A 19194-nucleotide genomic window follows, 5' to 3' on the forward strand; every position below is an offset into this window, starting at 1 on the left:
GACGGGGCAGCCGAGCCCCGTCGCTTGCGCGGATCAGCTCTTGATAAAGTGCTCGCGGTAGTACTTCAGCTCGTCGATCGATTCCAGGATGTCGGCCAACGCCTCGTGCTTGCCCTGCTTGGTGAAACCTTTGGCGATTTCGGGCTGCCAGCGCTTGCACAGCTCTTTAAGCGTCGACACGTCGAGGTTGCGGTAGTGGAAGTAGGCTTCGAGCTTGGGCATCGAGCGCGCCATGAAGCGGCGGTCCTGGTGGATGGTGTTGCCGCACATCGGGCTCGCGCGCTCGGGCGACCACTCGGCGATGAAGGCCAACAGCTTTTCTTCGACCTCGGCCTCGGTCAGCGTCGACGCCTTCACCTTGTCGATCAGCCCGGTTCGGCCGTGCGTCGCCTTGTTCCAGTCGTCCATGCCGTCGAGCACGGCGTCTTCCTGGTGGACGACGTAGACCTGCGATTCGGCCAGCACGTTGAGCTGGCTGTCGGTCGCGATCATCGCCACTTCGATGATGCGGTCGGCGTCCGGGTTGAGGCCGGACATTTCCATGTCCAGCCAGATGAGGTTGTTGGAATCTTGTGCCATACTTGCCCGTCTCACGATGAAAGCCCCATTTTCCGCGATTGAACCCGCCGCGGCAAACCCCGCCCAACCCTGATGGCGCATCCGATGATACTGGTGACACTGGCCTTCGTGGCCGCCCTCCTCGTTTCGCTCGGTCTCAGGCTGTGGCTTGCGCACCGGCAGATCCGCCACGTCGCCGCCCATCGCCGGTCCGTCCCGGCCGCCTTCGTCGGCCATATCTCGCTCGAAGACCACCAGAAAGCCGCCGACTACACGGTCGCGCGCGTGCGCTTCGGCCGCGTCGGCGCCATCGTCGACATCGCGCTGATCGTCGCCTTCACGCTCGCCGGCGGCATCGATGCGTTGGCCGAGCTGTCGGCGCGCTGGTTCGCGTCGCCCTTGTGGCAAGGCGTCGCGCTGATCGCGCTGATCGGCTCAATCAGCGGCCTCGTCGGCCTGCCGCTGGCATGGATCCGTACCTTCGGTCTCGAGGCGCGCTTCGGCTTCAACAAGATGACGCCGGCGATGTTCGTCACCGACACGCTGAAGGGCGCCGTGCTGTCGGCAGCGATCGGCCTGCCGCTCATCGCGCTGGTGCTATGGCTGATGCGCGAGATGGGCGATGCGTGGTGGCTGTGGACCTGGCTCGCGTGGGCCGGCATCAGCCTCTTGCTGCTGGTGATCTACCCGACGCTGATCGCGCCGCTGTTCAACAAATTCACGCCGCTGGCCGACCCGCAACTCGTCGAGCGGATCAACGCGCTGATGGCGCGCACCGGCTTTCGCGCCAAGGGCCTGTTCGTGATGGACGGCTCGCGCCGCTCGAGCCACGGCAACGCCTACTTCACCGGCTTCGGCGCCGCCAAGCGCATCGTGTTCTTCGACACGCTGCTCAAACAGCTATCGCCGCCCGAGGTCGAGGCGGTGCTCGCACACGAGCTCGGCCACTTCAAGCGCCGCCACATCGTCAAGCGCATGGTGTTCAGCTTCGCGCTGACGCTCGCGTGCCTGTGGGGGCTCGGCCAACTTCTGCATCAGGCATGGTTCTACCTCGGCCTCGGCGTCACCTGGCCGTCGCACGCCGCCGCGCTGGCGCTGTTTTTCATGGCGCTGCCGGCGTTCACCTTCCCGTTCACGCCGGTGTCGAGCCTGATGTCGCGCCGTCACGAATACGAGGCCGACGACTTCGCCGCCGCCGAGACGCGCGCCGCCGACCTGGTGTCGGCGCTGATCAAGCTCTATCGCGACAACGCGTCGACGCTGACGCCCGACCCGCTCTTTTCGGCCTTCTACGATTCGCACCCGCCCGCGGCGCTGCGCATCGCCCATCTTCAACAAGGAGCCGCTGTATGAACCTGCTCGCGATGCACTGCGAAACCCAGCTCGGCAAGACCGGGCTCGACGCCGCCACCTGTCAGAACCTGCTCGCCAAATTACCTGACTGGGAGATCAAGGGGATCGAGCTGACCAAGACCTTCCGCTTTGCCGACTACTACCGCACCATCGCCTTCGTGAACGCGCTGGCCTTCATCGCCAACCGCGAAGACCACCACCCCGACCTGTCGGTGCACTACAGCCGCGTCGTGGTGAGCTTCTCGACGCACGACGCCGGCGCGCTGACGCTGAACGACTTCATCTGCGCGGCCAAGACCGAAGCGCTGGTCGCCGCCGCATGAAGCAGCACGGACTGATCATCAAGAGCCACGGCCGGCGCTTCATCGTCGAATCCGAAGGCGAGACGTACGACTGCACCACGCGCGGCAAGCGCGTCGACTACGCATGCGGCGACGTCGTCGACATCCTGGTGCAGAACCGCGAACAGGCGGTGATCGAGGGCGTGCAGCAGCGCAAGAGCCTCTTGTACCGCCAGGACGAGTGGAAGACCAAGCTGATCGCCGCGAACGTCACGCGCATCCTGTTCGTGATCGCCGCGGTACCGACGCCGAACGAAGAACTGCTGAACCGCTGCCTGCTGGCGGCCGAGGCCTACGACATCGACCCGGTGATCCTGGTCAACAAGGTCGACCTACAGGAAACGCAGGCACTGCTGGACAGGCTCGCCCCGTATGCCCTGCTCGGCTACCGCATCGTGCCGGTCTCGGCCAAGGCCGACATCGCGGCGATCCTACCGCTACTCGAAGGCCAGACGAGCGTGCTCGTCGGGCAGTCGGGCATGGGCAAATCGACGCTGACCAACGCGCTGCTACCGCATGCGCAAGCGCGCGTCGGCGACATCTCCGAGGCGCTCGACTCGGGGCGTCACACCACGACGAACGCGACGCTCTACCACCTCGACGAGACGAGCCAGCTGATCGATTCGCCGGGCCTGCAGGCGTTCGGCCTCAGCCATCTGAAGGCCCCCGACCTGCTGCATTATTTTCCCGAGCTGCGCCCGCTGATCGGAAAATGCCGATTTCATAATTGTATCCATATGCAGGAACCGGGCTGCGCCGTGAAAAACGCCGCCGAACAGGGCGCCATCCTCCCGTTCCGCTTCGATTTCCTGCAGCGTCTGACGCGTGAACTCGGCAATTCCTGATGCATAAAATTGGGGTTATCCCGATGTATTTACAATCTGCCGGCTAGAGCATATGCTTTAGCCAATTTGTCATGGTTTCAATTTATTCTCCTAACCACACCCTACAAAAAGGAGCAGCACAATGACAAAGCGGATCGCATTGGTAACCGGCGGCATGGGCGGCATCGGCACCGCCATTTGCAAGGCCCTGGCTGACGCCGGCCACACCGTCGTGACCACCTTCAGCAAGCCCGGCAAAGAGCAGAAATGGCTCGCCGACGCGAAGGAACAGGGTTACACCTTCCACGCCTATCAGTGTGACGTCACCGATTTCGACGCGTGCCAGCAACTGGCGGCCAAGATCGCGGAAGAAGTGGGCCCGGTCGACGTGCTGGTGAACAACGCCGGCATCACCCGCGACGCCACCTTCAAGCGCCTCGACAAGGCCAGCTGGGACGCGGTGATCAGCACCAACCTCGACTCGGTGTTTAACGTGACCAAGGGTGTTCTCGACGGCATGGTCGAGCGCGGTTTCGGTCGCGTGATCAACATCTCGTCGATCAACGGCCAGAAGGGCCAGTTCGGCCAGACCAACTACTCGGCGGCCAAGGCCGGCATGCACGGCTTCACGATGGCGCTGGCGCAGGAAGTCGCGAAAAAAGGCGTGACCGTGAACACCATCTCGCCGGGCTACATCGCCACCGAAATGGTGATGGCGGTACCGGAAGACGTTCGCAACAAGATCATCGCGCAGATCCCGGTCGGCCGCCTCGGCAAGCCGGAGGAAATCGCCAACCTGGTGGCCTACCTGTCGTCCGAGCTCTCCGGCTTCATGACCGGCGCCAACCTGGCGATCAACGGCGGCCAGCACACGATGTAAGCAGCACGAGACCGCACCACGCGGCAGGCTACAAAGGAGCAAACCCGGCCGTCAGGCCGGGTTTTTCTTTGGGCGCGATCCGGGCCGGGCGACACCATCGCATCCGGCGGGCGCATTGATCTCGGTCCGGCCGCAGCCTAGCCTTAGGCCATCGCGAAACCAAGGAAAGCGGCCATGAGCCTCTCCCGCCGGCTCCTCTTCCTGTCGCTTGCGGCCTTCGCCTCAGCAACCTTCTCCGCCGTGCCGGAAAAAGCAACGGGTATCGCCGCGGCGGCCGGATCGCGCCTCGCCGGCAGCGCGCTGTGGCTCACCGTTCAGCGGCGCTTCGTCTTCGTAGAAGGCTGCGCGAAGTCGCAAACACAGCTCGATTACGTCGAAGCCGTGCTGAAGTCCTTGCCCTGGGTGCAGTACGTCGGCGTCGACGCCAGCATCGGGCGATACGGGAAGAAAGGAAATGAACAAGGTTGGCCGAGACCGCCGGATGGGAGGGTGAGGCCCGCCCAAAAAAGGGAAGCGAGAAAGTCACGCTGGCAAGCCAAGGCATGGCTTGCTAGGCTCGCGTTTTCACCACATGCCTCACCAGATAAGGACAGCCTGTCATGGCCGAATCGCTGCTCGTCGACGGCAACAGCAAAGACGAACGCTACCGCACGCTCTTGCCACAAGCTCGAGCGCTGATCGCGGGCGAAACCGACCTCGTCGCCGCCCTCGCCAACCTGGCCGCCGCGCTCAACGCGACCTTTCCACGGCTGTGGACCGGCTTCTACCTCGTCAAGGGCGAGCAGCTGGTGCTCGGACCTTTCCAGGGGCCGATCGCGTGCACGCGCATCACATACGGTCGCGGTGTCTGTGGCGCGGCGTGGAAGGAGAACCGCACGTTCGTCGTGCCCGACGTCGACACCTTTCCCGGTCACATCGCCTGCTCGTCGAGCGCCCGGTCCGAGATCGTCGTGCCGGTGCATGATGCAGACGGCCGCATCGTCGCGGTGCTCGACATCGACGCCGACACGCCTTCCGCGTTCGACGAAACCGACGCGGCCCACCTCGAAGACCTAGTCAAGGCGCTCGCGCCGCTGTTTTAGACGCCCTTAAGCGCCGGCGGCCGGCTCGGCCAAGCCTTCCTGCAGCCAGCGGTAGACGCCGGCCTCGTCGAGTGCGGCCAGTTCTTCGGTCGCGCCGGCAAGCCGGCCGGCAAGACGCGGCAGCAGCACGGCCTGGCGCTCGCGCCACAGGCCGATCTGCTCGCTGGCGGCGAGCAGACGCTGCTGCACCTCGCGGCCCGCCTCGCGCTCGCGGTCGAGCTCGCCCGCCAACTGTACGGCACGTTCGAGTTGCACCTCGAGGTTGGCTGAGAGTCGGCCGTTGTCGCGCTCGAACTCTCCCAGGCGTTCGCGCGACTGTTGTTCACCCTGCTGACGCGCACGCCGCTCGGCCGCGAGCTCGTCTTCCAATCGCTTCTGCACGTCCTTCATCTGACGGCGCTCTTCCTCTACCTGTTCATACAGCCGCACCCTGAGGCCGTCCAGCCGCTCGTACGCGAGAGCCTCGCGCTTTTCGGCCTGCGCGCGCTCTTCCTGCACGCGCTGCTCGGTGCGCGCCTCGGCCTCGGCCAACCTGGCGTCGGACTGCGCCTGCTGCTCGCGCATCTCCTTGCGCAGCGCCTCCAGGCTCGCGCCCAGTTGGCCGAGCTGCTCCTCCTGCGCCTTGCTGCGCACCTCTTCGGCCCTTAACTGCTTTTCCAGCGTGTCGAGCTGCGTGTTCTTGCCGTCGACCAGGTTCGCGAGCGCGACGAGTTCGCCGGCGCGTGCGTCGATCTCGACGCGCGCTGCCGCAAGATCCGCCTCGAGCGCCCTCACCTGCTCGAGCGCCTCGGCCTTCACGCCTTCAAGCTGCCGCTCGGCTTCCTCGCACGCCTTCTGCCACACCTGCTCGAACGCCTCGGCGACGCCGGACGACCAGTCGGGGCGACGCGCCGACGTCGCAATCCGGGACAGGAATTCGTGCCGCCACTCCTTCAGCGTGTTGTTGATCGTCGTGTTCGAACCGGTGCCGAGCCGCTGCCTGACCTCGGCGACGGTCGGCCAGCTCCCTTCTGCGACCAGTTCGAAAGCGGCCTGACGGATGCGGGCGTAGATATCGGAAGCCATGGTTTTCTCGACGTAAGGAATTGCCGCGATTGTATCAGTTTTGGCTGGCACAAAATATGTACGTATATTACGTATTACATTATTTATTTAACTTGTCGTTTATAATTTTTCTCATAATAATTCTTATCGGAAGTTATTGACCCAAACAGGCCACCCGCACCCCGCATAGCCTTCGGCGCAAAGCGATGCACACGAGCACCCATGACGAGCCGCCACAAAGCAAGCGCTCACTTCAGGACCCCACCCCAAGCAAGCCCATCGGGATCCTGCCCCCCTGAAAGAAGATGGTGCGCACCCGACAACAGGGCGATATCAGACCACCATCCCTCTGGTACACGCAGACGGCACGAGATTGCATCAGGCCCTTCCGCCCACCGATACAGGCGAATACAAAAAAAACTCGACCGACCTTTTGCAAGGTCGACCGAGCTCCATTGCGGCGGCTTCACACCCCCGACTTTCCCACCGTTCTCGCCCCACGGGGAACGAAACGTGCACCCCCGTGCAACCGACCTCTCCAGAGGTGCGCAGCAGCCCAATCGGCAGACACTCCCTCGAAAAGCCGGCCACCCTTCCTGCCTATACGCTCAGGTCCGGCTCAATCCGCCAAGGTCATCTCGACGATCTGCGGCGGCTCGCGACCGAAGTCGCTGTAGCGCAGCCAGCGCGGGCGGACCAGCAGATAGGCGATATCGGGCCAACCTTCGCGCTCCGGTCCATCCGGAAAATGCGCGAAGTAGGCCTGTTTGCAGTGCGCCAACTCGTCGCCGACCGGCTCGCACGCCGTCCCCTCGTACTGCAGCGTCACCTTGTCCTTCCAGCCGATCACCAGCGCGACCTGCGGGTTGAGCCGCAGGTTCTGGTACTTGCGCGACAGCTGGCTGGTGTCGAGCACCAGCTCCAGCGCCGGCGTGACGATGAAGCCGACCAGCGCCGCCTCCGGGCGGCCGTCGGCGCCGACCGTCGCCAGGACGGCGTGGTCGTTGAGCCGCAGGAATTCGTAGATCTCGTGCCGGGTCATGGTTGTCTCCTCGCGCGTGCTTTCTCTATGTTATGCGGTCACCCGGAAAACCGAAGAAGATTTTCATCTTCAGCCACTTGCGTCCCTTTCCACCCGGCCATTCCACCCGGAAGGGCACCCCGACGCCGAGGACGGGCTCGGCCAACGTTGGTCGAGCCGGGGCGAGGCAACGCCGCTGTGGTATATAAAGGACCGTCACCGTAGCCCGCCGACCATGAACAAGCCCTTGCCCGCCCTTCTTCCATCCACCGACCTTGCCAGGCGGCGCGCGCCCGGCGCCGCACTGATCGGCGCCCGCGACGACGCCGAGGCGGTCGCGCTATGGCTGGCCGAGCACCACGACTCGCCGCGCACGCTCGCGAGCTACCGCAAGGAGACCGAGCGTTTTCTTCTGTGGTTGGCCGAGCGCGGCAGGGGCCTGTCCGGTGTGATGCGCGATGACGTGCTCGCCTATCAGGCTTTTCTCGCCGATCCGCAGCCCGCTTGGCGCTGGGTCGGGCCGAGCCGGCCGCGCGAGCACGCAGAATGGAAGCCGTTCGGCGGCCCGTTGTCGCCCGGCAGTGTGCGCCACAGCGTCACCGTGCTCGGCGCGCTGTTCGCCTACCTGAACGACGCGGCCTACCTGGCGGGCAACCCGTTCCGCTTGAAAAAGCGGCGGCAGTCGGCGGTGCGAACCACGGGCGTCGAACGCCATCTCGACAAGGACTGCTGGCAGACGGTTCTGACCACGCTCGACGCGCTGCCTACAGACACGCCGCGTGAACGCGACCACGCCGAGCGCGCGCGCTGGCTGTTCGCGCTGCTTTACCTGTCAGGCGCGCGGCGCAGCGAGATCGCCGACGCGAAGATGGGCGACTGGTTCGAGCGGCGCGGCCGCTGGTGGTGGCGCATCCACGGCAAGGGTGGCGTCACCGCCGACGTGCCGGTCTCCGACGCGCTGTTTGCCGCGCTGACCCGCTACCGCGCCCGCCTCGGCCTCGCAGCCCGCCCCTTGCCAGGCGAAGACGTGCCGCTCGTCTGCCGTATCACAGGCCGTGGCGCGCGCCGCTTCGCGCCGCTGTCGGACAAGGCGATCTACCTGATCGTCAAGACGGTGTTCGCGCGCGCCGCCGAAACGGCGCCGGCCGACAAGCGCGAGACGCTGCTCGCCGCGACGACGCACTGGCTGCGCCACACCGCCGCCAGCCATCAGCTCGACGCCGGCGTGCCGCTGCTGCTGGTCAGCCAGAATCTGCGCCACGCCAGCCTGCAGACGACGCGCCGTTACCTGCACAGCGAGGACGACGCGCGCCACGAGGCGAGCCGCGACCTCGACTGGCGGCCGACCGAGCCCTGAAGCCAGCGCCACGCATGCCATTGCTTCGCGTTATGATGTCGGGCTTTCCGACCCCCACCCGCGCCGCCGCCGTCTGGCTGCCTCAAATGGTGACTCACACCATGCAACCGTTGAAAAAACTGTTCGACCACGCGCGCCGCTACCGGCGCGACGCGTGGCTCGCATCCCTGTACTCGGTCACCAACAAGCTGTTCGACATCCTGCCCGAGGTGCTGATCGGCGTCGCGGTCGACGTCGTCGTCAGCCGCCAGGACTCCTTTCTCGCGCGGCTCGGCTTCGTCGACGTGAAGGTGCAGCTGGTCGTGCTCGGCGCGCTGACGGTGCTGATCTGGGGGTTCGAGTCGTTGTTCGAGTACCTGTACTCGGTGAAGTGGCGCAAGCTCGCGCAGAGCCTGCAGCACGACCTGAGGCTCGAGACCTATCACCATGTACAGAAGCTCGAGATGGCGTGGTTCGAGCAGAAGAAGAGCGGCCAGCTGATGGCGGTGATGAACGACGACATCAACCAGATGGAGCGCTTCCTCAACGGAGGCGCCAACAGCATCCTGCAGGTGCTGTCGTCGACCGTGCTGGTCAGCGCGGTGTTCTTCGCGCTGTCGCCGAAGCTCGCCGCGATCGCGCTGGCGCCGATGCCGCTGATCCTGTACGGCACCTTCTGGTTCCAGCGCCGCCTGGCGCCGCGCTACGCGGCGGTGCGCGAGGCGGCCGGCGACATCAACGCGCGGCTTGCCAACAACCTGTCGGGCATCGCGACGATCAAGAGTTACGCCGCCGAGGAATTCGAGGCCGCGCACGTCGAGGCCGCTAGCGACGCCTACCGCGACAAGAACGTCGAGGCGATCCGGCTGTCGAGCGCGATCACGCCGGTGATCCGCATCGCCATCCTCGCCGGCTTCGTCACCACACTGGTGTACGGTGGCTGGATGGCACTGTCGGGCGAACTGGCCGTCGGCAGCTACAGCGTGCTCGTCTTCCTGACCCAGCGCCTGTTGTGGCCGCTGACCGGCCTGGCCGAGATCGCCGACCTCTACCAGCGCTCGATGGCGTCGATCGCCCGCGTGCTGCACCTGGTCGACACGCCGATCGGCATCCCGTACGCCGGCCGCGCGCTGCCGCGCGACGGCGTCGCCGGTTCGGTCGAATTCCGTGACGTCGACTTCGCCTATGGCCTGGAATCTGGCTCAGCCCCGACGCTCTTCGGCGTCGACCTCGCGATTCCCGCCGGCCAGACGGTCGGCATCGTCGGCAGCACCGGCTCGGGCAAGAGCACGCTGATCAAGCTCTTGCTGCGCTTTTATACGCCGCGGAGCGGTCACGTGCTGCTCGACGGCGAGGACATCGCCTCGGCCGACCTCCAGGACTTGAGGCGCCTGATCGGCTACGTGAGCCAGGAGCCCTTCCTGACCGACGGCAGCATCGCCGACAACATAGCCTACGGTACGCCGGGCGCGACGCCGGGTCAGATCGAGGCTGCGGCGCGCGCCGCCGAGGCGCACGAATTCATCGCGCGGCTGCCGCAGGGCTACGACACCGAGGTCGGGGAGCGCGGCCAGCGCCTGTCGGGCGGGCAGAGGCAGCGCATCGCGCTCGCGCGCGCGATCCTGAAGAACCCGCCGGTGCTGATCCTCGACGAGGCGACGTCGGCGGTCGACAACGAGACCGAGGCGGCGATCCAGCGCTCGCTGGCCCAGGTCGCGAAGGGACGTACGACGATCGTGATCGCGCACCGGCTGTCGACGGTGCGCCAGGCCGACCGCATCTGGGTGATGGAGCACGGCCGCATCGTCGAGTCGGGTCATCACGATGAGCTGCTGGAAAAGGACGGGGTCTACGCCGGGCTATGGCGGCTGCAGACGGGGGAAAGGCTGGCCGAGGCTTGAGGCCGCCGGGCATGAAAAAGGGCGCCGTTAAGGCGCCCTTTCTATATCGGCTGGAGACGGCTTCAGAACAGCTCGCCGGTGCGGCCGGTCTGCGACTGGCACGCGATCACCAGCGCGCGGTTGATCGCCTCCTTCTTGCTGACGCCCCACCACTCGACCATCTTGTCGAGCGCCTTCTGCGCGTCGCGCGACAGCTCTACCGACATCGACAGTTCCTGGAAACGCGCGCGGCGCAAGGCGCGGCTGCGGCGCTTGCGCTCGGCGTCGGTCATCGCGCGCACGCCCAAGGGCTTGCGGCCCGGCTTCTTCTTCACGCCGCCGATCAGATCCAGGGTGTAGTGGTCGCAGGGGTCTTTCATGGGCTCGCGCCGGACGTAAGGGGGCGCAAGCATAGCACGAACCAACCTCCCGTCGGCCGTCAAAAACCGGGTTTATCCGCACGGCAAGCCGTTGACCCGGACAGGGCAAATCCCTATCATCGCAAAACGATAGTCATTCCCATTTAAGAACCAGAACGGACCGTCCTCATGAGCTTGCGCCACACCCTGATCGCCTCCGCCCTCCTCGCGCTGACCCTCGGCCAGCCCGCGACCGCCGCCGACGCGACGCCGGCCGCCGTCGCGGAAAACTACGCCAACATCGTCCACGCCAGCTACAGCGATTCGCTCGCCGCCGCCAAGGCGCTGCAGGCGGCGATCGACCGCTTCGTCGCCGCGCCGTCCGAGGCCGGCCTCGCCGACGCGAAAAAAGCCTGGCTCGCCGCGCGCGAACCGTACGGCCAGACCGAAGCGTTCCGCTTCTACGGCGGCCCGATCGACGACGACAAGGGCCCGGAAGGCCGCATCAACGCGTGGCCGCTCGACGAGGCATATATCGACGGCGTGAAGGGCAAGCCGAAGGCCGGCATCGTCAACGCCAAGGGCCCGATCACCAAGCAGCAGCTGGCCAAGCTTAACGAGCGCGGCGGCGAGGAAAACATCAGCACCGGTTTCCACGCGATCGAATTCCTGCTGTGGGGCCAGGATTTCAATCCGAACGGCCCGGGCGAGCGCGCGTACACCGACTTCGTCGACGGCAAAGCGCCGAGCGCCGAACGCCGTCGCGCGTATCTGAAGACCGTGTCCGACCTCTTGGTCGACGACCTGAACACCGTCGCCGGCGCGTGGACGCCTGACGCCGCCAACTACCGCGCGAAGTTCGTGAAAGACCCGGAAGCGCTGCGCAAGATGCTGGTCGGCATCGGCGTGCTGAGCCGCGCGGAACTCGCCGGCGAGCGCATCGAAGTCGCTCTCGACTCGAAGAACCAGGAAGACGAACACTCGTGCTTCTCGGACAACACCCACCGCGACATCGTCGCCAACGCGACCGGCATCCAGAACGTGTGGCTCGGCCAGTACCGCCGTGTCGACGGCAGCGTGGTCAAGGGTGCCAGCCTGAAGGACCTCGTTGCGGCGAAGAACGCCAAGATCGCCGAGAAGACCAGCGCCGACATCGCCGCCACCGTCGCGGCGGCCGGCTCGATCCAGGCGCCGTTCGACCAGGAGATCGTCAAGGCCGACGGCCGCAAGCGCGTCACGGCGACCGTCAACGCGCTGAAGAAGCAGGCGAACGACCTCGTCGAGGCGGCCGGCGCGCTCGGCATCAAGAGGCTGAACGTCAAGGGCTAAGGCCCAGCGCTTCCCGGCGGCGCGCCCACCCCGCGCGACGCCGGCGCAATTTGACCACCAGGCCGGACTCGTCCGGCCCTTGTCACATCTGGACTTCCCGTTTTAACGACATGAAAAACAAGCTCCTGATCGCCGCCGCGCTGCCGGTTGCCCTGTCGCTGGCGGGCTTCGGCGCCGCCGAAGTCGCCGCCTACCGAAGCGGCGACGAAAAACTGGGCGGAGACACGACCGTCTACGAGACCGGCCGCAACGCCTTCTCGCTGCCGGCCGCCAATATGGCGAGCGAGCGCCAGACGCGCTTCTTCATCGGCAACTCCTTCTTCAAGAAGGCGTGGGTCGAGGCGCCGTCGTCGACCACCGCGCGCGACGGCCTCGGCCCGCACTTCATCGCCCGCTCCTGTGGCGCGTGCCACGCCTTTGACGGCCGCGGCGAGACGCCGGCTTTCGAGAACGGACTGCAGTCCGAGCAGCCGATGGCGCTGCTGTTCCGTTTGTCCATCCCGAAGGGCAACGGGACCGCGCTCGAACCGAACTACGGCGGCCAGTTCAATAACGACGCGGTGCCGGGCGTGAAGCCCGAGGGCAAGGTCGATATCCGCTATACAGAACGATCCGGGCGCTACGCCGACGGCGAACCCTACAGCCTCGCCGTTCCCGACTACCGCTTCACCGAGCTCGGCTACGGGCCGATGCACCTGCAGGTCCAGGTGTCGCCGCGCATCGCGCCGCAGATGATAGGCCTGGGCCTGATCGAGGCAATCCGCGACGAGGACATCGTCGCCAATGCCGAGAAGCAGAAGAACGACCCCGACGGCGTGTCCGGCCGCCCGAACCGCGTACCCGACGCGTTCGCGAAGCAAACCGTGATCGGCCGCTTCGGCTGGAAGGCCAATGTCGGCAGCATCGCGCACCAGTCGGCCGGCGCCTTCAACGGCGACATGGGGATCACCTCGCCGCCGTTCCCGGCAGAGGAATGCATGCCGTCGCAGCAGGACTGCCAGAAAGCCGTGCGCGGCGGGCATCCCGAGATCGACGCGAAGAAGCTCGACGCGGTGATCTTCTACAGCCGGACCCTGGCCGTGCCGGCGCAACGCAACGCCGACCGTCTCGACGTGCGCCGCGGCGCATGGCTGTTCAACGAGGCGCGCTGCACGACCTGCCACACGCCGGGCTACACCACCGGTGTGCTCAAGAACCTCCCCGAGGTGTCGAAGCAGCGCATCCGCCCGTACACCGACCTGTTGCTGCACGATATGGGCGAGGGGCTGGCCGATAACCGTCCGGACGCGCTCGCGACCGGCCGCGAATGGAAGACACCGCCCTTGTGGGGCATCGGCCTGTTCAACGACGTGAACGGCCACACGCGCTACCTGCACGACGGCCGCGCGCGCAACCTTGCCGAAGCCATCCTGTGGCACGGTGGCGAGGCCGAAGCGAGCCGCAAGCGCTTCGCCAATTTTTCCAAGGCCGACCGCGGCGCGCTGATCGCCTTCCTCGATTCCCTGTAAGGACCCAGCATGAAACGACTGCTTCTGATCGCGGCGCTGCTGGCCGCGCCACCGGCGATGGCCGCCGCCACCGCCGAGCAGGAGGCCGCCGCCGAGCGCCTCCTGTCCGGCTGGGCGACGAGCCCGCTGCTCGCCAGCATCGAGCGTTTCGCCAGCCGCAGCGCGGCGCTCGAACCGGCGTTCGAGTCGCTATGCGCGAAACCGGCCGATGCCAAGCGCCTCGCCGGTGCCCGCGCCGCCTGGCAGAGCGCCTACCTCGCGTGGATGCCGGTCTCCAGCTTCAACTGGGGCCCGACCGCGCTCAGACGCACCGGCCGCCAGCTCGCGTTCCGCCCGGCGCGCGCCGAGCTGATTACCGCCGCGATCACGGCCGACGCCGGCCGCAAGGCCGACGAATGGGACAAGGTCGGCGTGCCGGCCAAGGGCTTCGCCGCGATCGAGGCGCTGCTTTATAAACAACCCAAGAGCTTGGCCGAGCCCGCCGCCTGCGCCTACCTGGTCCGGCTCGGCAAGGAAGCCGGCGATGAGGCGAAGGGGCTCGCTGCCGACTGGCGCACCTTCGCCGACGAGCTCAAGCACGCCGGTGAGCCGCGCGCCAAGGCCTATCCGAAGGCGAGCGCCGCCGTGGGCGACGTCGTCAACCTGCTGATCGCCGCGACCACCGAACTCGGCGAAAAGACCTTCGGCAAGATCGCCAAGCAGAAAACCGACAGCGTGCTCGGCGCCGCCAGTGGCAACGGCCGCGCGCTGGTCGCCGCGCAATGGCAAGGGTTGGCCGAGGTCGTGATCGGCAAAGACGGTGGCCTCGCCGCCTACCTCGACACGCAATACGAAAAACCGGTGCTCGCGCGCCAGTTGCGCGACGCGATCGCAGGCGGCAAGGGTGCGATCGCCGCCTTGCCGGCCAACCTCGCCGCCGCCCGGCCCGCCCAACTCGACAAGGCGCGCGCCGCCGTCGCCCGCCTGCAGGACCTGCTCGAGAACCCTGCCGCACAGGCGCTCGATTTGACGGTGAGCTTCAATGAAGCCGACGGCGACTGATCCGGCGCGCCGGCGCGTGCTGAAAGGCGCGCTGGCGCTCACGCTCGGCGCGGCGTTCCCGCTGCCGGTGCCGGCCGGAGAAACGCCGCTGACCTTGCTCGCCGCGTGGAACGTCGGCAGGCGCTCGTTCGCCGGCCGGCTGCCGGCCGGCGACGCCGACCTCGACGGCGCACCGCTGCCGACGCGCGGCCATCACCTCGCGCCGATACCCGGCCGGCCGGGCGAAATGCTCGTGTTCGCACGCCGCCCGGGGCGCACCATTTCGCGCATCGCGTGGAACGAGGGCCGCGAACTCGCGCGCTACGACTACCCGGAGGAACGCCACGGCTTCGGCCACGGCATCTTCGCACCGGACGGCGCGCTCTACACGACCGACAGCGACGTCGACACCGGCAACGGCCTGATCGCACGGCGCGACCCGGGAACGCTCGCAACGTTGGCCGAGTGGCCGTCGGGCGGCATCGGTCCGCACGAACTCGTGCCGCTGGCCGACGGGCGGCTGCTCGTCGCCAACGGCGGCATTCTCACGCTGCCCGAAACCGGCCGCCTCAAGCTCAACCGCGGCAGCATGGCGCCCAGCCTCGTCGTGTTCGAGCCGCGCACCGGCAAGATCGACGCGAGTTTTACCCTCCCCGACAATCGGCTGTCGATCCGTCACCTCGCCAAGGCGGCCGACGGCAGCGTCGGCGTCGCGCTGCAGTACGAGGGCGACGTGCCGAACCCGGCCGTGATGGCACGCTTCCACCCGCGTGACGGACTCAGCCTTCTCGGCGCGCCGAGCGAAGTACAGGCGCCGGCGCGCGGCTACGCGGCGAGCGTCGCCGGCAACGGCCGGCGCTTCGCCGCGACCTGCCCGAAAGGCGACGCGGTGCTGGTCTGGGAATCGGACGGCGCTTACGCCGGCAGCGTCGCCATCCCGCAGGCAAGCGGCATCGCGGCGACGCCCGACGGCAACCGCTTCGTCGTCAGCAGCGAAACCGGCCTGATCGCGCAGTTCGACGCCGACACGCTGGCGCCGCGCCCCGAGCTCGAGCGACGCTTCCCGGTGAGGTGGGACAACCATCTGAGCCTCGTCGCCGGCTGAGCCGGATCGTGCCAGACAGATTCCCGTCGCGCGGCTCGATTCATTTTCTTATGCACAGGTGCGGCGAAACTTTCAAAAGCCGCGCAGCACCGCGCCCTTTTCCTGCGGAACCCTTGACCGGCCAGGGGGAAAAAGATAAAACGTCACCATACGTCCGTAGTGTCGATTGTATACAAGCGAAACTATGACCGGCCGGTCCGGGCCAACCGCCCGCCCCGCGTTCCGACAGACCATGCGTGCCAAAAGCATCACATGGTTAATGACCCTGACGACCCCATTACAGACCGCATCCGTCTTAAATGAACAAGGGCATTTCCATGCAGTTCTTCCGCTACACCCTGATCGCCGCCGGCGTACTCGCGCTGGCCGCCTGCAACGAATCCCAAGACCAGGCCGCCACCGGCCAGCCGGCCGACGCCGGCGAGATCGTCGTCAAGATCGGCTCGGCCAACCCGCTGACCGGTCCGTTCGCCCACTGGGGGCGTGACAGCGACAACGGCGTGAAGCTCGCCGCCGAAGAAGCCAACGCCGAAGGCATCACGCTGGACGGCAAGAAGGTCAAGTTCGAAGTGGTGTCCGAAGACGACCAGGCCGACCCGAAGGTCGCGACCCAGGTCGCGCAGCGCTTCGTCGACGCCGGCGTCGCCGGCGTGATCGGCCACCTGACGTCGGGCGCCTCGATCCCGGCGTCGCGCCTCTACTCCGACGCCGGCATCCCGATGGTCGCCGCCTCGGTCACCAGCCCGAAATTCACCCAGCAGGGCTACAGCAACACCTTCCGCATCATCGCCAACGACACGCAGCAGGGCGAGGCGCTCGCCAAGTTCGCGCTCGGCACGCTGAAGGCGAAGAAGATCGCGGTGATCGACGACCGCACCACCTACGGCCAGGGCCTGGCCGACGACTTCGCCCGATCGGTGGAAGCCGCCGGCGGCAAGGTCGTCAAGCGCGAGTACACGACCAACAGCTCGACCGACTTCATGGCGATCCTGACGTCGATCAAGGGCGAACAGCCGGATCTGGTGTTCTACGGCGGCATGGACGCGCAGGCCGGCCCGATGGTCAAGCAGATGGCCAAGGTCGGCCTGAAGGCGGCCTTCATGGGCGCCGACGGCATCAACACCGCCGAGTTCATCAAGCTCGCCGGCAAGAACGGCGAGAATGCGTACGCGTCGAGCGCCGGCGCGCCGAAGGCCCAGATGCCGGGCTTCGCTTCGTTCAACGACAAGTTCAAGGCCAAGTTCAACGCCGAGATCCAGGCTTACGCGCCGTACACCTACGACGCGACGCGCGTGCTGATCGACTCGATGAAGCGCGCCGGCTCGGCCGAGCCGAAGCAATACCTGCCGGAACTGGCCAAGACCAAGCTCGAAGGCGTGACCGGCCCGATCGAGTTCACGCCGAGCGGCGACATCAAGAACGGCACCGTCGCGCTGTACCAACTCAAGACCGGCAAGTGGGAAACCGTGGGCGCCCCGGCCGCCAAGGCCGACGCGTCTGCCGCCAAGTAAGACCGGGCAAGGTTGGCCGAGCTCGGCCAACCTTTGCCAAAACAAAAAAGCCGCAATCGCGGCTTTTTTCATGTGTGCGACATGCGGCTGTCGGAAAATTCATTTGGGATAATAAAAAAGGCACCTTGCGGTGCCTTTTTTCATCCAGCGGGAACGTGACGCTTAGGCGTTCTTGCTCCTGCGGCGGTCTTGCTCCTGCAGGAAGCGCTTGCGCATACGGATATTTTGCGGCGTGATCTCGACGATCTCGTCGTCGTCGATGAACTCGACCGCCGACTCCAGCGTCATCTTGATCGGCGTCGTCAGACGCACCGCTTCGTCGGTGCCCGACGCGCGCACGTTGGTCAGCTTCTTGCCCTTGAGCGGGTTGACGACCAGGTCGTTGTCGCGGCTGTGGATGCCGATGATCATGCCTTCGTACAGCTTGTCGCCCGGGGACACGAACATGCGGCCGCGGTCCTCCAGGTTCCACAGCGCGTACGCGACGGCTTCGCCGTTTTCCTGCGAGATCAGCACGCCGTTGTGACGGCCCGGCATGTCCGGCTTCACCGGCGCGTAGTCGTCGAACACGTGGCTCATCAGGCCGGTGCCGCGGGTCATCGTCAGGAAGTCGCCCTGGAAGCCGATCAGGCCGCGCGCCGGGATGTGGTACTCGAGGCGGGTGCGGCCCTGGCCGTCGGATTCCATATTGGTCAGTTCGCCGCGGCGACGGCCGAGCTCTTCCATCACCGCGCCCTGGGTCACGTCCTCGAGGTCGACGGTCAGGTTCTCGTACGGCTCGCACTTCACGCCGTCGATGTCCTTGTACACCACGCGCGGTTTACCGACGGCCATTTCGTAGCCTTCGCGGCGCATGTTTTCCAAGAGGATGGTCAGGTGCAGTTCGCCACGGCCCGACACGCGGAACACGTCGGCGTCTTCGGTGTCTTCGACGCGCAGCGCGACGTTGGTCAACAGTTCCTTGGTCAGGCGGTCGCGGATCTGACGGCTGGTGACGAACTTGCCTTCGGTGCCGGCCAGCGGCGAGGTGTTCACCATGAAGTCCATCGTCAGCGTCGGCTCGTCGACGCCGAGGACCGGCAGGCCGACCGGCGCGTCGCGGTCACAGACGGTCACGCCGATGCCGATGTCGTCCAGACCCGAGATCACGACGATGTCGCCGGCTTCGGCTTCGTCAACGGCAACACGCTCCAGGCCTTGGAAGCCGAGCACCTGGTTGATGCGGCCCTGTGCGGTCTGGTCTTCGTGGTTCATCACGACGACGACCTGGCCCGGCTTGATGCGGCCGTTCAGCACGCGGCCGAGGCCGAGGCGACCGGTGTAGGTCGAGTAGTCGAGCGCCGAGATCTGCAGCTGCAGCGGCGCTTCCGGGTCGCCGGCCGGGACCGGCACGTGCTTGAGCACGGTGTCGAACAGCGGACGCATAGTGTCCGACTCTTCTTCGAGTTCGTACTTGGCGAAGCCGGACAGGCCCGACGCGTAGATGATCGGGAAGTCGAGCTGTTCGTCGGTCGCGCCGAGCTTGTCGAACAGGTCGAAAGTCTGGTCGACGACCCAGTCCGGACGCGCGCCCGGACGGTCGATCTTGTTGATCACGACGATCGGGCGCAGGCCGAGCGCCAGCGCCTTCTTGGTCACGAAGCGGGTCTGCGGCATCGGGCCTTCGACCGCGTCGACCAAGAGCACCACGCCGTCGACCATGCCCAGCACGCGTTCCACTTCGCCGCCGAAGTCGGCGTGGCCCGGGGTGTCGACGATGTTGATGTGCACGCCTTCGTAATCGATGGCGGTGTTCTTGGCCAGAATGGTGATGCCGCGCTCTTTTTCGAGGTCGTTGCTGTCCATCACGCGTTCGGCGACTTGCTGGTTCTCGCGGAAGGTGCCGGACTGGCGCAGCAGTTGGTCGACCAGCGTGGTCTTGCCGTGGTCGACGTGGGCAATAATGGCGATGTTACGGATTTGACGGGTCATGGTGCGTTTTGCGTGCGGAAAGATAAACCGACAGATTCTATCATGCCTTGGATGACAGGCCCAAGCTTGGGT

The 19194-nt window shown here is 66.2% G+C and carries 18 protein-coding genes; 13 read left to right on the plus strand and 5 right to left on the minus strand.

The window, feature by feature from the left end:
• Positions 1 to 33: 33 nt before the first annotated feature.
• Positions 34 to 579 carry an oligoribonuclease gene (gene orn, locus DWG20_RS13400; protein WP_115434271.1) on the minus strand — a complete coding sequence of 182 codons (546 nt, stop codon included), beginning with the start codon at positions 577 to 579 and terminating at the stop codon, positions 34 to 36.
• A gap of 84 nt (positions 580 to 663) precedes the next feature.
• Here orn and DWG20_RS13405 point away from each other — a divergent pair, with 84 nt between their 5' ends.
• The 6 genes from DWG20_RS13405 (at position 664) to DWG20_RS13430 (ending at position 5038) form a co-directional block, all read left to right on the plus strand.
• Positions 664 to 1911 (plus strand): M48 family metallopeptidase, encoded by a 1248-nt coding sequence (locus tag DWG20_RS13405; protein WP_181880923.1) that lies wholly within the window; start codon positions 664 to 666, stop codon positions 1909 to 1911.
• Positions 1908 to 2234: a 4a-hydroxytetrahydrobiopterin dehydratase gene (locus DWG20_RS13410; protein WP_115434272.1), complete on the plus strand. Its 327-nt coding sequence runs from the start codon at positions 1908 to 1910 to the stop codon at positions 2232 to 2234. The genes DWG20_RS13405 and DWG20_RS13410 overlap by 4 nt, the downstream gene beginning before the upstream one ends.
• The gene (gene rsgA / locus DWG20_RS13415; protein WP_115434273.1) at positions 2231 to 3097 is read left to right on the plus strand and encodes a ribosome small subunit-dependent GTPase A; all 867 of its coding nucleotides are present in this window, start codon (positions 2231 to 2233) and stop codon (positions 3095 to 3097) included. Before DWG20_RS13410 ends, rsgA begins: the two co-directional genes overlap by 4 nt.
• A 121-nt stretch (positions 3098 to 3218) precedes the next feature.
• On the plus strand, positions 3219 to 3956 hold the full coding sequence (gene phbB, locus DWG20_RS13420) for a beta-ketoacyl-ACP reductase (RefSeq protein ID WP_115434274.1): 738 nt from the start codon (positions 3219 to 3221) through the stop codon (positions 3954 to 3956).
• Between the two features lie 174 nt (positions 3957 to 4130).
• On the plus strand, positions 4131 to 4634 hold the full coding sequence (locus DWG20_RS16180; RefSeq protein ID WP_181880924.1) for a hypothetical protein: 504 nt from the start codon (positions 4131 to 4133) through the stop codon (positions 4632 to 4634).
• Positions 4556 to 5038 (plus strand): GAF domain-containing protein, encoded by a 483-nt coding sequence (locus DWG20_RS13430; protein ID WP_115434275.1) that lies wholly within the window; start codon positions 4556 to 4558, stop codon positions 5036 to 5038. Before DWG20_RS16180 ends, DWG20_RS13430 begins: the two co-directional genes overlap by 79 nt.
• A gap of 6 nt (positions 5039 to 5044) precedes the next feature.
• Here DWG20_RS13430 and DWG20_RS13435 read toward each other — a convergent pair whose 3' ends face one another.
• Positions 5045 to 6103 carry a DNA-binding protein gene (locus DWG20_RS13435; protein WP_115434276.1) on the minus strand — a complete coding sequence of 353 codons (1059 nt, stop codon included), beginning with the start codon at positions 6101 to 6103 and terminating at the stop codon, positions 5045 to 5047.
• A gap of 598 nt (positions 6104 to 6701) precedes the next feature.
• Complete coding sequence (locus DWG20_RS13440) at positions 6702 to 7124, minus strand: pyridoxamine 5'-phosphate oxidase family protein (protein ID WP_115434277.1); 423 nt, start codon at positions 7122 to 7124, stop codon at positions 6702 to 6704.
• A 214-nt stretch (positions 7125 to 7338) separates the two neighbouring features.
• Between DWG20_RS13440 and DWG20_RS13445 the strand changes: the two genes are divergently transcribed.
• Both DWG20_RS13445 and DWG20_RS13450 read left to right on the plus strand, forming a co-directional pair.
• Positions 7339 to 8460, plus strand: a complete 1122-nt coding sequence (locus DWG20_RS13445; protein WP_115434278.1) for a tyrosine-type recombinase/integrase — start codon at positions 7339 to 7341, stop codon at positions 8458 to 8460.
• A 101-nt stretch (positions 8461 to 8561) separates the two neighbouring features.
• Complete coding sequence (locus DWG20_RS13450; RefSeq protein WP_115434815.1) at positions 8562 to 10340, plus strand: ABC transporter ATP-binding protein; 1779 nt, start codon at positions 8562 to 8564, stop codon at positions 10338 to 10340.
• 62 nt (positions 10341 to 10402) lie between these two features.
• Here the strand turns inward: DWG20_RS13450 and DWG20_RS13455 are convergent, their stop codons facing one another.
• Entirely contained in the window at positions 10403 to 10699 is a 297-nt protein-coding gene (locus DWG20_RS13455) for a hypothetical protein (RefSeq protein ID WP_066609488.1), read from the minus strand.
• 168 nt (positions 10700 to 10867) lie between these two features.
• On the opposite strand from DWG20_RS13455, the gene DWG20_RS13460 reads away from it, so the two are divergent.
• The 5 genes from DWG20_RS13460 (at position 10868) to DWG20_RS13480 (ending at position 17151) form a co-directional block, all read left to right on the plus strand.
• The gene (locus tag DWG20_RS13460; RefSeq protein ID WP_115434279.1) at positions 10868 to 12007 is read left to right on the plus strand and encodes an imelysin family protein; all 1140 of its coding nucleotides are present in this window, start codon (positions 10868 to 10870) and stop codon (positions 12005 to 12007) included.
• Between the two features lie 110 nt (positions 12008 to 12117).
• Positions 12118 to 13515 carry a di-heme oxidoreductase family protein gene (locus tag DWG20_RS13465; protein WP_115434280.1) on the plus strand — a complete coding sequence of 466 codons (1398 nt, stop codon included), beginning with the start codon at positions 12118 to 12120 and terminating at the stop codon, positions 13513 to 13515.
• Between the two features lie 9 nt (positions 13516 to 13524).
• Positions 13525 to 14556, plus strand: coding sequence for an imelysin family protein (locus tag DWG20_RS13470; protein WP_115434281.1), 1032 nt, complete (start codon positions 13525 to 13527; stop codon positions 14554 to 14556).
• Positions 14537 to 15640, plus strand: a complete 1104-nt coding sequence (locus DWG20_RS13475) for a DUF1513 domain-containing protein (RefSeq protein ID WP_115434282.1) — start codon at positions 14537 to 14539, stop codon at positions 15638 to 15640. Before DWG20_RS13470 ends, DWG20_RS13475 begins: the two co-directional genes overlap by 20 nt.
• A gap of 317 nt (positions 15641 to 15957) precedes the next feature.
• Positions 15958 to 17151 (plus strand): branched-chain amino acid ABC transporter substrate-binding protein, encoded by a 1194-nt coding sequence (locus DWG20_RS13480; protein ID WP_245944727.1) that lies wholly within the window; start codon positions 15958 to 15960, stop codon positions 17149 to 17151.
• Positions 17152 to 17313: 162 nt separating this feature from the next.
• On the opposite strand, the gene typA is transcribed toward DWG20_RS13480, so the two are convergent.
• A complete protein-coding gene (typA, locus tag DWG20_RS13485) occupies positions 17314 to 19122 on the minus strand; it encodes a translational GTPase TypA (protein WP_115434284.1) in 1809 nt (602 codons plus the stop codon).
• Between the last annotated feature and the right edge of the window lie 72 nt (positions 19123 to 19194).

This window comes from Crenobacter cavernae (assembly GCF_003355495.1).
Lineage (GTDB): Bacteria > Pseudomonadota > Gammaproteobacteria > Burkholderiales > Chromobacteriaceae > Crenobacter > Crenobacter cavernae.

Excerpts from the sequence above, each read along its gene's own strand:
- DWG20_RS13480 (WP_245944727.1), top strand. The coding sequence starts at position 15,958 with ATGCAGTTCTTCCGCTACACCCTGATCGCCGCCGGCGTACTCGCGCTG.
- DWG20_RS16180 (WP_181880924.1), top strand. The coding sequence starts at position 4,131 with ATGAGCCTCTCCCGCCGGCTCCTCTTCCTGTCGCTTGCGGCCTTCGCC.
- DWG20_RS13455 (WP_066609488.1), bottom strand. The coding sequence starts at position 10,699 with ATGAAAGACCCCTGCGACCACTACACCCTGGATCTGATCGGCGGCGTG.
- DWG20_RS13465 (WP_115434280.1), top strand. The coding sequence starts at position 12,118 with ATGAAAAACAAGCTCCTGATCGCCGCCGCGCTGCCGGTTGCCCTGTCG.
- DWG20_RS13460 (WP_115434279.1), top strand. The coding sequence starts at position 10,868 with ATGAGCTTGCGCCACACCCTGATCGCCTCCGCCCTCCTCGCGCTGACC.
- DWG20_RS13435 (WP_115434276.1), bottom strand. The coding sequence starts at position 6,103 with ATGGCTTCCGATATCTACGCCCGCATCCGTCAGGCCGCTTTCGAACTG.
- DWG20_RS13405 (WP_181880923.1), top strand. The coding sequence starts at position 664 with ATGATACTGGTGACACTGGCCTTCGTGGCCGCCCTCCTCGTTTCGCTC.
- DWG20_RS13450 (WP_115434815.1), top strand. The coding sequence starts at position 8,562 with ATGCAACCGTTGAAAAAACTGTTCGACCACGCGCGCCGCTACCGGCGC.
- DWG20_RS13440 (WP_115434277.1), bottom strand. The coding sequence starts at position 7,124 with ATGACCCGGCACGAGATCTACGAATTCCTGCGGCTCAACGACCACGCC.
- DWG20_RS13475 (WP_115434282.1), top strand. The coding sequence starts at position 14,537 with ATGAAGCCGACGGCGACTGATCCGGCGCGCCGGCGCGTGCTGAAAGGC.
- orn (WP_115434271.1), bottom strand. The coding sequence starts at position 579 with ATGGCACAAGATTCCAACAACCTCATCTGGCTGGACATGGAAATGTCC.
- DWG20_RS13445 (WP_115434278.1), top strand. The coding sequence starts at position 7,339 with ATGAACAAGCCCTTGCCCGCCCTTCTTCCATCCACCGACCTTGCCAGG.
- typA (WP_115434284.1), bottom strand. The coding sequence starts at position 19,122 with ATGACCCGTCAAATCCGTAACATCGCCATTATTGCCCACGTCGACCAC.
- DWG20_RS13430 (WP_115434275.1), top strand. The coding sequence starts at position 4,556 with ATGGCCGAATCGCTGCTCGTCGACGGCAACAGCAAAGACGAACGCTAC.
- DWG20_RS13470 (WP_115434281.1), top strand. The coding sequence starts at position 13,525 with ATGAAACGACTGCTTCTGATCGCGGCGCTGCTGGCCGCGCCACCGGCG.
- rsgA (WP_115434273.1), top strand. The coding sequence starts at position 2,231 with ATGAAGCAGCACGGACTGATCATCAAGAGCCACGGCCGGCGCTTCATC.
- DWG20_RS13410 (WP_115434272.1), top strand. The coding sequence starts at position 1,908 with ATGAACCTGCTCGCGATGCACTGCGAAACCCAGCTCGGCAAGACCGGG.
- phbB (WP_115434274.1), top strand. The coding sequence starts at position 3,219 with ATGACAAAGCGGATCGCATTGGTAACCGGCGGCATGGGCGGCATCGGC.